A 13,190-nucleotide genomic window follows, 5' to 3' on the forward strand; every position below is an offset into this window, starting at 1 on the left:
ACTAAATCGCACAGCGCTGTAGCCCCGGTAAGCGGTAGCGTCACCGGGAATTTTGAGTTGTAGGCCGGATAAGCGCAGCGCCATCCGGCATTGCCTGATGAAGCTGCGTCGTCGTGGGATGATGTTACCTGTCGCGCTCCTGCGGCGCGACGGCCGGGGCGGTATACCAATCCTCTTTGGCGACCACCACCGCGCCTTTCGGTTGCATGACAAAATTGGGCGACATAATCTGCACGCCAAATTCGTTAAACACATCGATAATGCTGCTGTGCAGCGCGTTGCGCCCCTCCGGCAGCGTCGTTTCCGGTAACAGCCGCACCTGCAGTTCATACGACGTATACCAGTCGAGCAATCCCAGTTTGCGAACCACCGGCGCCACCTGATGATCCACTCCCTGGGCGCGGTGGGCCGCCAGTTCCAGCATCGCCTGTACCTGCCGCCACGGCGTGTCGTAACCAATGGTCACGCCGGTGGTGAGGTTGATTCCCTGTTGCGGGTCATTGGCGCTGAGATTGGTGATTTTACCGCTGACCACCACCGCGTTCGGCAGGGTGACAATATAGTTCTCGCGGGTCAGGATTTTGGTCGCCAGCATGCCGATCTCGCTGACCTGGCCTTCGTTATCGGCGATGCGGATCCAGTCGCCTTTATGCAGCGCGCGGGTATAAATCAGCACAAGTCCGCTCATGGCGTGATTCATCACCCCCGCTGAGCCCAGCGTCAACATCAGGCCGAAGAACACGCTAATCCCCTTGAAGGCCAGAGAGTTTGCGCCAGGCAAGAAAGGATAGGCGGCGGATAGCGCAAAGAGCCAGATAACCACGGCGATAAGCTTTCGCGTGGCGCCGACGGTTTCCGGATGCAGACCGGGGATCTGCAGACGCCCGGCGGCGACCTGATCCAACACCACCTTCAGCAGGCGGATGATAAACCACGTAATCAGAAAGATAAGCAGTACGATCATCAATCCCGGCAGCGCCGACACGATGGACAGCGAAATATCACGAATTACCCCTACCGACCACTCACCGAGCGATTCTCCCCATACCCGGGTCCACGGAAACAGGCTGAATACCCAACTCAGCCAGACATAACCCGCCAGTACCCCAAGCAGTAGGACCAGCAGCGCGTATAACCGGCTTTCAATGTTGCCGAGAAAACGCCGCCAGTTATGTGGGATCATGCTGCGTTTTTCGAGGATCCGCAGATGGAAAAAGCGCCGTACTCGACGCCACGAACGGAACGCGAGATAACCAGCCAGGGCGAGGAGCAACGCGCCGGCGGCGGATTTTAACGCCGCCAGCAGCAGATAGCGGGTATTGTACTGTTCACGCAGCGACGTCCGTTGCGCTTCCATACGGGCAAGAACGCGCTGCGCCGCCTGATCGAGGGTAAGATCGTCGCCTTCATCAAGGTCGGCCTGGCTTAGCAACATAATAGGTTTGCCATTCATCAGAAACAGCCGCCCCGGCTGGTTGTAGCGGGTGACTGGCACCACCTGCAGCGGCTGGCTGATATCGGCCTCGGTGAAGGCGCGTAGCGTATTGCGGATGCGCAGAACCCGTTCTTCCGGCGTGGTCTGGCCGAATGTAGCCTGTAGCATGACGATCGGTTGATGGAAAATCGCGACGGTTCGCGCCTGCTCGCGAGCGGTGGGCTGCTGACGAGGTTCTGCCGCCGAAAGCGGAAAGGCCAGCCAAAGCAGAAAACACGCCGTTAATAACGCCTGGATCCTGTTCATATGCGACACCGGAAAAGGGGGATTTATTGTTATTTTTCAGCTGGTCAAACTCTGAGCGGCTGCTGGATTGAGCATAGTTCAGCGTCGGGTGAATTCAAGAATAAAGGGGGAGAATACGCCCGACGATGAGCCGCCGGGCGGGGAGGGAATTAGCCGTGTTGTTTACACCCGGCGCACTGCTGATTTTGGATCTGTTGGAAGAAATCGTTACCTTTATCATCAACGAGAATAAAGGCCGGGAAATCTTCGACTTCGATTTTCCAGATAGCTTCCATTCCCAGCTCCGGATAAGCCACGCACTCGAGGCTCTTAATGCTCTGTTGCGCGAGGACTGCCGCCGGGCCGCCAATACTGCCGAGGTAGAATCCCCCGTGTTTATGGCAGGCATCGGTCACCTGCTGGCTGCGGTTGCCTTTGGCCAGCATCACCATGCTGGCGCCGTGCGATTGCAGCAGATCGACATAAGAATCCATACGTCCCGCGGTGGTCGGACCGAGGGAACCGGAGGCATAACCGGCCGGCGTTTTGGCCGGGCCGGCATAGTAGATCGGGTGATCTTTCACGTACTGCGGCAGCGCTTCGCCGTTATCGATAAGTTCCTTCAGCTTAGCGTGGGCAATGTCGCGGGCCACGATAATGGTGCCGTTAAGGCTCAGACGCGTGGAGACCGGGTGCGCCGACAGCTGCGTGAGGATCTCGCTCATCGGCTGGTTCAGGTTGATACTAACCACATTGCCTTCGCCCTGCTGGCGCAGGTGTTCAGGAATGTATTTCCCCGGGTTGCTTTCCAGTTTTTCAATCCAGATGCCGTCGCGGTTGATTTTAGCTTTGATATTGCGGTCGGCGGAGCAGGAGACGCCCATGCCGATCGGGCACGAAGCGCCGTGGCGCGGCAGACGGATGACGCGGATATCGTGGGCGAAATATTTCCCGCCGAACTGCGCGCCGAGACCGAGGTTTTGCGCTTCTTGCAGCAGCTCTTGCTCCAGTTGCACATCGCGGAAGGCCTGACCGTGCTCGTTGCCCGCGGTCGGCAGGTCGTCATAGTAGCGGGCGGAAGCCAGCTTAACGGTCTTCAGCGTCGCTTCCGCCGAGGTGCCGCCAATCACAAAGGCGATGTGGTAGGGCGGGCAGGCCGCGGTACCGAGGGTACGCATCTTCTCGACGAGGTAGTTTTTCAGCTTCGCCGGGGTGATTAACGCTTTGGTTTCCTGGTACAGATAGGTTTTGTTGGCGGAACCGCCGCCTTTCGCCATACACAGGAATTTATATTCGTCGCCATCGACGCTGTAGAGATCGATCTGCGCCGGCAGGTTGGTGCCGGTGTTGACCTCTTTATACATATCCAGCGGCGCATTCTGCGAGTAACGCAGGTTGTCTTCCGTATAGGTGTTATAGACGCCCTGCGCCAGCGCGGCTTCATCGCCGCCGCCGGTCCATACGCGCTGGCCTTTTTTACCCATGATGATGGCGGTGCCGGTATCCTGGCAGGTTGGCAGAATGCCTTTGGCGGCGATTTCGGAATTACGCAGGAATTGCAGCGCGACGTATTTGTCGTTTTCGCTGGCCTGCGGGTCGAGCAGGATGGCCGCGACCTGCTGCTGATGTGAGACGCGCAGCATGAAAGCGGCATCGTGGAAGGCCTGCTGCGCCAGCAGGGTTAACGCCTGTGGTTCAACTTTCAATACTTCCTGACCATCGAATTCGGCGACGGAGACGTGCTCTTTGCTGAGCAAATAGTATTCGGTATCGTCATGCGCCATCGGGAACGGGTCTTGATAAACAAAGGGTTTCGTCGACATATTCACATACTCCATAAAGATAAAAACCGCCGGGGGAAGACCCGGCGGTTATGAATCAGAACATCATGGACATCCACGGATAGCCAATCAGCAGCAGGGCGGCCAGGAAGATGGCGCCGAAGATGGTGCCGAGGCGCCAGTAATCTTTGGTCGGCAGATAGCCGCTGCCGTAGTAAATCGGGCTCGGGCCGGTACCGTACGGAGTGATGATGCCCATCACGCCCAGCGAGGTCACCATCAGCAGGACGAAGACTTCCATATTCATTCCCGGGATAGTCGAAGCGATGGTCAGCATGGCCGGCAGCAGCGCGGTAGTGTGCGCGGTGGTACTGGCGAACAGGTAGTGCAGCAGATAGAACGCCAGCAGCAGGACGATGGTCGCAACGCCCGGAGAAATACCGCTCATCAGCGCGCCGCCTTCTTTACCCAGCCAGGCGATGAAGCCTGTGGAGGAAAGACCGTCAGCCAGCGCGACCAGCGTGGCGAACCAGACAAAGGTATTCCATGCCGCTTTGTTATTGGTGATATCGCTCCAGGACAGCACGCCGGTCCACAGCATCAGCACGATAACCAGCAGAGCAGCCAGCGCCGGTTCAATCCAGTCGGCGGCGAAGATCCACATCATCAGCGCGAAGCAAACAAACACCAGCAGCAGGATTTCATTGCGCGACAGTTTGCCCAGTTTCTCTAATTCACGAGCGGCCCACAGCGGTACTTCGTTATTGATTTTAACTTCTGGCGGATAGAACCAGTACGCCAGCAGCGGCATGGCCAGAATCAACAGGATACCGAGCGGCAGGAAGGCGATAAACCAGGTCCCCCAGGAGATGTTGATACCGACGATGCTTTTTACCAGCGCCAGCGCCAGCAGGTTCGGCGCCAGCGCCGACAGGAACATAGAACTGGTGATACAGGCGGCGGTAATGGCTACCCACATCAGATAAGAGCCAATACGGCGTGCGCTCGGATCGTTAGGTTTAGAACCGTACAGCGGCGGCAGGTTAGCGATAATAGGGTAGATGGTCCCGCCGCTACGTGCGGTGTTGGACGGAGTAAACGGCGCCAGCAGCAGGTCAGCGAAGGTAATGGCGTAGCCCAGCGTCAGGCTGCGGCGGCCAAGATATTTTACCAGAATCAGCGCCAGACGGCGGCCGAACTGGGTTTTGTCATAGCCCGCGGCGAACATGAACGCGCCGAAGATAAGCCACACGGTAGAGTTGCCAAAGCCGCTCACCGCCCATTTAAATGACGCGCCGGCCAGCTTAAAGCTTGGCGCCGCCATCTGTTCCGGGCTGAACAGCAGCCACTGGCTACATAAAGCAATCACCACCACCCCGGTGATACCGATAACGGCGCCCGGCAGCGGTTCGAAGATAAGGCCGACGATGACGCCGACGAAGATAGCAAAATAGTGCCAGGCGAAAGGCGGTAAGCCGTCAGGCACCGGGACGAACAGCAGCAGTACGGCGACGATAATGGGCAACGCCATCATGATCAGACGTTTATACGCCGCGTTAGACGCGGCACCGGCAGGCGGTATGGTTGTCTTTTTCTCTTTCATAATGAGTATCTGCTAGTAGTTGAAAATACGGTTCCGTCTTCGCTTACAACACTCGATTTTTTTAGTTGCGAAAGTTTCTTTAATTATTAATGGTCGAGATTGCTTATTGCTTAAACGGTTATTTAACGCGTTTTTCGCGGCGTTAAATTAAATTCATTGGGTATTTATATATTGCGCTTTCACGTTGCATTGCAATTGATCGAGATCAAAAAAAACAGGTGATCTGGATCTTTTTTTTCGTTTGGCAATAACCACATATGATGATGTGGTTATTATCCGCAAGAAACGTCAATTGTTAAGGGAACGCTTAAAAAATAATAAATGGCTAAAGCAATTAATTATTTAAGTTATTGAAATTTCGTGTTTTATTTTTGTTTTGCGTGTTTTTCTAGCGTTAACAAAAGTGACCGAAATGTTATCATTCATTTGTATTATGTAAATGCGGTATATAAATTTAATAATACAATGGAGGTATTGCTGTTATTGCAGGTATTAAATAGTTTTTTAACTAACGTAATTAATTTAGTAACTAAAAAACACGCTATATTATTGGCATGACAACAGGAATGAAAATAAACAATCAATAAAATTTCCGTCACCCAATTCTGAATTTCAATATTTAAAATCTGGAGTATTAATATGACCAGTAACGAACGAATTCTGCAGCCATTTACTTTACCGAATGGGACTGAACTGAAAAACCGTTTGCTAATGGCGCCAATGACCACCTGCACCGGTTATTTCGATGGTACCGTCACCAGCGAGCTCGTTGAATACTATCGCGCCCGCGCTGGCAGCATCGGAACTATCATCGTTGAATGCTGCTTTATTGATGATTATGGTCTGGCCTTCCCGGGCGCTATCGGCATTGATAACGATGAAAAAATCGCCGGGTTGGCGAAAATCGCCGAAGCGATTAAAGCGGAAGGCTCAAAAGCGATTCTGCAGATTTACCACGGCGGCCGCATGGTTGACCCACAGTTGATTGGCGGTCGCCAGCCGGTGGCGCCGAGCGCCATTGCCGCGCCGCGCGACGGCGCCGCTATGCCGCGCGCCCTCAGTGGTGAAGAAGTCGAAGGCATGATTGCCAAATTTGGCGACGGCGTTCGCCGCGCCATTCTCGCCGGTTTCGACGGCGTCGAAATCCACGGCGCCAACACCTATCTTATTCAACAGTTCTATTCGCCGAACTCCAACCAGCGTGACGATGAGTGGGGCGGCAGCCGCGACAACCGCGCCAGATTCCCGTTGGCGGTACTGGACATCACGCATAAAATGGCCCGTCAGTACGCTGACGATGCCTTTATTATCGGCTATCGCTTCTCGCCGGAAGAGATGGAAGTCCCGGGGATCCGCTTCGATGACACCATGTATCTGCTGGAGAAACTGGCCGCCCGCGGCGTTGATTACCTGCACTTCTCGGTTGGCGCGACGCTGCGCCCGTCTATCGTAGATACCAGCGATCCGACGCCGCTGATTGAAAAGTACTGCGCCATGCGTTCTGAAACGCTGGCGCAGGTGCCGGTGATGGGCGTCGGCGGGGTGGTTAACGCAGCCGACGCCGAACAGGGCCTCGATCACGGTTATGATCTGATGGCCGTCGGCCGCGCTTGCATCGCCTATCCGGACTGGGCTTCACGTATCGCCGCCGGCGAAGAGCTGGAACTCTTTATCGACAGCACCCAGCGCGAGGCGCTGCATATTCCGGAACCGCTGTGGCGTTTCTCGCTGGTCGAGGCGATGATCCGCGACATGAGCATGGGCGACGCGAAATTTAAACCGGGGATGTTTGTCGAAACCGTTCAGGACGATGCCAACGAGCTGGTCATTAACGTCAGCCTCGAAAACGATCGCATTGCGGATATCGAGCTGGCCGCCAGCCCAGTGCAGAGCGTTGAATTTACCACCAGCTTCGAAGAGATCCGCGAACGTATTCTGACCGCCAACACGCCGCACGTCGATGCTATCTCCGGCGCGACCAGCCAGAGCGAAGCGGTGAAAAAAGCGGTGTCCAAAGCGATGCTGAAATCCAGCAAAGCGCTGGCCGCGGAAGAGGGCGGCAACGATGTCGCGCCGAAAAGCTATGACGTTGTGGTGGTGGGGAGCGGCGGCGCCGGTCTGGCCGCGGCGATTCAGGCCCACGACGAAGGCGCCAGCGTGCTGATCGTCGAAAAAATGCCGACTATTGGCGGCAACACCATCAAAGCTTCCGCCGGGATGAACGCCGCGGAAACCCGCTTCCAGCGCGTCAAAGGTATTCAGGACAGTAAAGAGTTGTTCTATCAGGAAACCCTGAAGGGCGGCCACAACAAAAACAACCCGCAACTGCTGCGCCGTTTCGTTGAAAATGCGCCGCAAGCCATTGAATGGCTGGCGGACCGTGGGATTATGCTTAATGATATTACCACCACCGGCGGGATGAGTATCGACCGTACCCACCGTCCGCGCGACGGATCGGCGGTTGGCGGCTACCTGATTAGCGGTCTGGTGCGTAATATCACCAAACGCGGTATCGATGTGCTGCTGGATACCTCGGTAGAGGAGATCCTGATGCGCCACGGTGAGGTGAGCGGCGTGCGTCTTATCAACGATGAACAAGAGATCATCGACGTGCAGACCAAAAGCATCATCGTGGCGACCGGCGGCTTCAGCGCCAACAGCGCGATGGTGGTGAAATATCGTCCTGACCTCGAAGGCTTCGTGACCACCAACCATAAAGGGGCGACCGGTAGCGGTATCGCGCTGCTGGAACGCATTGGCGCCGGCACCGTGGACATGGGCGAAATTCAAATTCACCCGACTGTCGAACAGCAGACCTCGTATCTGATTTCCGAATCGATTCGCGGCGGCGGCGCTATTCTCGTTAACCAGCAGGGGAACCGCTTCTTCAACGAGATGGAGACCCGCGATAAGGTGTCTGCGGCGATTATCGCGCTGCCGGAACACTATGCTTACATCGTCTTCGACGAGCATGTGCGGGCGAAAAACAAAGCCGCCGACGAGTATATCGCCAAAGGCTTCGTCACCAGCGCCAGCTCGCCGCGTGAACTGGCGGAGAAACTGGGGATGGATTACCATGCGTTCCTCGCTACGCTGGAATGTTACAACGGCGCAGTGGAAAAACAGCACGATGAAGCGTTTGGCCGCACAACCGCGCTGCGCGCGCCGATTAACGAAGGCCCGTTCTACGCCATTCGTATTGCCCCAGGGGTGCACCACACTATGGGCGGCGTGACCATTAATACCGATGGCGAAGTGCTGAATGTGGCGCAGCAGCCGATTCGCGGCGCCTACGCCGCGGGTGAAGTGGTTGGCGGTATCCATGGCGGTAACCGCATCGGCGGTAACGCGGTCGCGGATATCATCATCTTCGGTACCCTCGCGGGCCATCAGGCGGCGAAACGTGCCAGAGGATAATAGGTAAATGCTGATGCCGGGCTGGCTTAGCCGCCCGGCTTATCCCTTCTAAGGAGAGCCCAATGTCCGATAACCGCGTCTATAGCTACTCCGCCGTGTTGATGGGCTCGCCCATCCTGCTCAAACTCTATTCCCACGATGAGGCGCTGGCCTCCCGCGTCTTTCAGTTAATTAAACGCTACGAAGATCTGCTCACCGTTAACCGCGCACAGTCGCAAGTGATGGATATCAACCATGCCGCCGGGCATCATCCCGTTACCGTTAGCCGTCCGGTGTATCAGCTGATTAAGTGCGCTAAAGCCGCCAGTGTGGTGCGCGACAGCGCCTTTAATCTGGCTATCGGCCCGCTGGTTAAACTGTGGCGCATTGGCTTTCAGGGGCATCGCGTGCCGTCGGCGGCGGATATTGCGGCGCGGCTGCCGTTAACCCGCCCGCAGGATGTCATTCTCGATGACGAAAAGCAGAGCGTGTGGCTGGCGCAGGCCGGAATGGAAATTGACCTTGGCGCAATCGCCAAAGGATATATCGCCGACCGGGTACGCGATTACCTGGGCCTGCAGGGGATTGAAAAGGCGCTGATTAACCTCGGCGGCAATGTACATACGTTAGGGGAATGGTCGATTGGGCTGAAAAAACCCTTTGCCGCTGAGCAGGAACTTATCGGCTCGATTGCCGTTGCCGGGCAGTCGGTTGTCACTTCAGGCACCTATGAACGCTATTTCGAGCAGGATGGCAAACGCTGGCACCATATCCTCGATCCGCGCAGCGGCTATCCGCTGGATAACGAACTCGACAGCGTCACGGTCATTTCCGCGGATTCACTGGACGGCGATATCTGGACCACGCTGCTGTATGGCCTTGGCGTGGAGAAGGGTTGCGCGGCGCTGCGCCAGCGGGACGACATTGAAGCGATTTTTGTCACCAAAAACCGCGGCGTGATTCTGTCGTCACCGCAGCGCATCCGCTTTCAACTGCTCGACAGCGGCTATCAGATTACTGACTGTACTGCTTGAGCAGGCCGTACTGCTCGGCGACCAGCCGATAGCGGTACACCGGTCGGCCGGTCGCGCCGTAATGAATGGTAGTGTAGAGAATATTGATCTGCGCGAGCCAGATCAGATACTTGCGGCAGGAGACGCGCGAGATATTTACCGCCGCCGCCAGTTCATCGGTAGAGAACTCCACATCAGGGTGGCTATCAATCCACTGGCACAGCGTGCGTAAGGTCTGCGCCGTTAAGCCTTTCGGCAGCTTACGCGCGTCAACCGCTTCCGGCGTGCCGCCGTGCAGTAGACGATCGACATCCGCCTGCTCGTAATAGGGCTGGCCGGTCATCAGTTTACGTTTTTCACGCCATGCGGTCAGCGCCTCTTCAAAGCGCGGGAACTGGAAGGGCTTAATCAGATAATCCACCACGCCATAGTGCATAGCGGTTTGAACGGTGGCGGCATCGGCGGCGGAGGTTATCATAATCACGTCGATGGCGCGGCCGCTGGCGCGAATGGTCGGCAGCAGATCGAGGCCGCTATCCTGCTGCATGTAAACGTCCAGCAGCACCAAATCGATCGCCATCTGCGGGTCGTTAATCATCTCCTGGGCTTTGCCGAGCGTCGACGCGGTGCCGCAGCAGCTGAAACCGGGGATGCGCGCCACGTACAGGCGGTTCAGCTCGGCAACCATCGCATCGTCGTCAACAATTAATACATTTATCACGCTTTTTTCCTTTTACTATCCCAGGGCAGGTGAACAAAAAATTGAGTAAATACGCCAGGCTCGGACTCGACGGACAACGTGCCGCCGAGTTCGTGGAGCTGCTGGTTGGCGAGAAACAGGCCGACGCCGCGATTCTCGCCTTTGGTGGAGAAGCCCTTATTAAAGATGGCGTCGATATTAGCCGCCGGGATCCCCGGGCCGTCGTCGCTCACTTCACCGCTTAGCCAGCCATCCTGATAGTGCAATAGCAGGCTCACTTCGCCTTCCGTCTGGCCGCTCATCGCGTCCAGCGCATTTTCAATCAGATTGCCTAACACCGTCACCAGTACGGTGACCTGTTTTTCATTGGGGCAATCCGGCACCAGGCTCTCTTCGGCGAGGTTCAAAGAGAAGCCTCGCTCTTTGGCGCGCTGGATTTTACCAATCAGGAAGCCGGCGACCACCGGCGATTTTATCCGGTGCTGAATTTCGCCGATGTCGGCCTGATAGGCATGGGCGGTCTGCAGCACGTATTCTTCCAGCTTGTCATAGCTTTTCATATTCAGCAGGCCGAGGATCACGTGCAGCTTGTTCATAAACTCGTGCGAAGTGGTGCGCAGGGCATCAACGTAGCTCATCATGCCGTCCAGACGCTGCACCAGTTGACTCATCTCGGTCTTATCGCGGAAGGTGCTGATGGCGCCGACGATGGCGTTCTGGCTGCGCACCGGGACGGTATTGCTGATCAGCAACAAGCCATTACAGCCGAGCGCGCGGTCATAAATGGGTTCACCGCTGCGCAAAACTTCCTGCAAGTCCGCCAGCAGCGGGGTGCGATCGATGCTTTTATCCGGCCCGCTGAGTAACATGCCGCGGGCGGCCGGGTTAATCAGCGTGACCTGGCCGCTGCTATCCACGGCGATCACGCCTTCTTTCAGCGAGTGCAGCATCGCCTGGCGCTGCTGAAACTGGGTGGAGATATCCTGCGGCTCCAGCCCGAGCAGAATGCGTTTCAAGCCGCGTACCAGGCTCCAGGTGCCGATAGCGCAGACCAGCGCGCTGAACAGAATGGTCAGCAGGACGTCCCAGCGGCTATTGGCGATCTGTTCGTCGACTTTACTCAGCGAAATACCTACCACCACCACGCCAATCTGCTGATGTTGTTCATTGAATACCGGGGTGAACACGCGCAGCGCCGGCGCCAGTACGCCGTGGTTAATCGCCACGTTTTCCCGCCCGGCGAGGGTCGGGCGGATATCCTCGCCGATAAACGGTTTACCGATGATGGCGCTATCAGGATGCGAATAGCGAATGCCGCGCATGTCGGTCACAATCGCGTAAAGCAGATCGTTACGCCGGGTAATGGCCTGCGCCAGCGGCTGAATGATATTACTCTGCGGCGGCTCGCCGAGACCACGCTTTACCTGCGGCATATCGGCCATGGTGCGGGCCACCGCCAGCGCCGTCTCTTTTAAGCCGTCGCGGGTGGCGTTGCTGATCTGCATAAACCATAGCGCGTAGACCAGCAGAAGCACCGCGCCGATAACGCTGCCAATCATTAGCGTGACGGCGGTACTTAATTTCAGGTTGCGGGCGCGCTTGCGGGCGGGCGGCTGTAGCTCGGCTTCCTTCATGACAACCCCGATCGATTCGTTGAACGATCATTATCGCCGATAGGGCGGCTTTCATAAAGCCGTGTAATAACAGTAAAACCGCTTTCTGGATATCCGCTGCCTGACATGCGTAGCCCTCATGCTCGGATAACGCGCAGTCGCGCCGCGATTAGGTGTCGAGTGAACAAACTGTGACCCCCGTGGCGGTAAAGCCGTGGATGAAGGCTTTACACTGGCTGCATCAATCAAATAGCCGTGATGAATGAATGGATATTTCACCGCTGTTGATGTAGCCGCAGTGAGTTCGGTTTTAAATGGAGGTTTTATGAGCAGTAAGCCAACCGCATCAATGCTGGAACGACGCCACCCGCAAACGCGCCATATCGATACGCTCGCCACCCTCGATATGCTGACCCTGCTGCAGCAGGATAACAAACAGATAGCCGTTGCTATCGATGCCTGCCTGCCGCAGATTACCCGGCTGGTGGATAACGCCGCGGCGACTCTGAGCCGGGGAGGACGGCTGGTGATCGTTGGCGCCGGGGCATCCGGGCAGGCGGCGTTGCAAACGGTTAATGACTATTCCCCTGAAGCCAATCACTCACTGGTGGCGATGATCGCCGGTGGTGAAGGGAGCGCGCTGCAGGCCGCCGAGCGGGCGGCTAACGATTATGACGCGGGCTTACGGGATATGCAGCTATTGTCCTTGAGCGCCAACGATATGCTGCTGGCGCTCACCGTCAGCGGCAAAACGCCGTGGGTGTGGGGGACTATGCGTCACGCCTGGTCGCTGGGCACACCGATTGCTATCCTGACGCAGCAGCCTGATAGCGAAGCCGCGCAGCTGGCGGATATTATGATTGCGCCGCAGACCGGGCCGGAAGCGGTGGCGGGTTATGGCAACCCGAAAGCGCAACTGGCGCAGCGGCAGATCCTCACCCTGTTAACCACTGGCCTGGCGGTACGCAGCGGCAGGGTGTTCGGCAACCTGCGCGTTGATCTACAGGCAACCAGCCCGCGCTGGGAGGAGCGACAAATCGCCATGGTGATGGCCGCCGCAGAGTGTACGCGCGCGCAAGCTAAAGCCGCGTTGGCCAGTTGCAATCAGCATTGTCGGACGGCGATTCTGATGCTGATGACGGGGCTCGATGCCTGGCAGGCACGGGATCTACTCAGCGAAAACAACAACCATTTGCGTATCGCCTTACGTGAAGCACAAGAGAAAACGCCAAGTAACGTCAATTAAACTCCTCGCCGCGCCGGTTTGTTAAATAACTAAATAAACCGGCGCCATATTTCTTATCGCCTGAATAATCCTGATTTTCCGCCGCTATTTTCACAATAAATGCCCGTGAAATAAATAA

8 protein-coding genes are annotated in these 13,190 nt (G+C 56.6%); 3 read left to right on the top strand and 5 right to left on the bottom strand.

Annotated elements, in window-relative coordinates; all coding sequences use genetic code 11:
- Positions 1-124: 124 nt before the first annotated feature.
- The 3 genes from PGQ95_RS10680 to PGQ95_RS10690 form a co-directional block, all read right to left on the bottom strand.
- On the bottom strand, positions 125-1,741 hold the full coding sequence (locus tag PGQ95_RS10680) for a mechanosensitive ion channel family protein (protein ID WP_271032610.1): 1,617 nt from the start codon (positions 1,739-1,741) through the stop codon (positions 125-127).
- A gap of 149 nt (positions 1,742-1,890) precedes the next feature.
- Complete coding sequence (gene fumA / locus PGQ95_RS10685; protein WP_430918016.1) at positions 1,891-3,543, bottom strand: class I fumarate hydratase FumA; 1,653 nt, start codon at positions 3,541-3,543, stop codon at positions 1,891-1,893.
- 55 nt (positions 3,544-3,598) lie between these two features.
- The gene (locus tag PGQ95_RS10690) at positions 3,599-5,104 is read right to left on the bottom strand and encodes an anion permease (RefSeq protein WP_032707943.1); all 1,506 of its coding nucleotides are present in this window, start codon (positions 5,102-5,104) and stop codon (positions 3,599-3,601) included.
- A 639-nt stretch (positions 5,105-5,743) separates the two neighbouring features.
- Between PGQ95_RS10690 and PGQ95_RS10695 the strand changes: the two genes are divergently transcribed.
- Both PGQ95_RS10695 and PGQ95_RS10700 read left to right on the top strand, forming a co-directional pair.
- Positions 5,744-8,521: a flavocytochrome c gene (locus PGQ95_RS10695; protein ID WP_430918018.1), complete on the top strand. Its 2,778-nt coding sequence runs from the start codon at positions 5,744-5,746 to the stop codon at positions 8,519-8,521.
- A gap of 62 nt (positions 8,522-8,583) precedes the next feature.
- A complete protein-coding gene (locus tag PGQ95_RS10700) occupies positions 8,584-9,534 on the top strand; it encodes an FAD:protein FMN transferase (RefSeq protein WP_430918020.1) in 951 nt (316 codons plus the stop codon).
- On the opposite strand, the gene dcuR is transcribed toward PGQ95_RS10700, so the two are convergent.
- Both dcuR and PGQ95_RS10710 read right to left on the bottom strand, forming a co-directional pair.
- Entirely contained in the window at positions 9,515-10,234 is a 720-nt protein-coding gene (gene dcuR, locus PGQ95_RS10705; RefSeq protein ID WP_087858519.1) for a two-component system response regulator DcuR, read from the bottom strand. The two genes, PGQ95_RS10700 and dcuR, sit on opposite strands and share 20 nt — an antisense overlap.
- Positions 10,231-11,847, bottom strand: coding sequence for a sensor histidine kinase (locus PGQ95_RS10710; protein WP_087858520.1), 1,617 nt, complete (start codon positions 11,845-11,847; stop codon positions 10,231-10,233). The genes dcuR and PGQ95_RS10710 overlap by 4 nt, the downstream gene beginning before the upstream one ends.
- Positions 11,848-12,151: 304 nt before the next feature.
- Between PGQ95_RS10710 and PGQ95_RS10715 the strand changes: the two genes are divergently transcribed.
- Complete coding sequence (locus PGQ95_RS10715; RefSeq protein WP_430918022.1) at positions 12,152-13,072, top strand: N-acetylmuramic acid 6-phosphate etherase; 921 nt, start codon at positions 12,152-12,154, stop codon at positions 13,070-13,072.
- Positions 13,073-13,190 lie beyond the last annotated feature (118 nt).

The sequence above is a fragment of the Klebsiella sp. 141240 genome, from assembly GCF_050600805.1.
Taxonomy (GTDB): Bacteria; Pseudomonadota; Gammaproteobacteria; order Enterobacterales; family Enterobacteriaceae; genus Klebsiella; species Klebsiella aerogenes.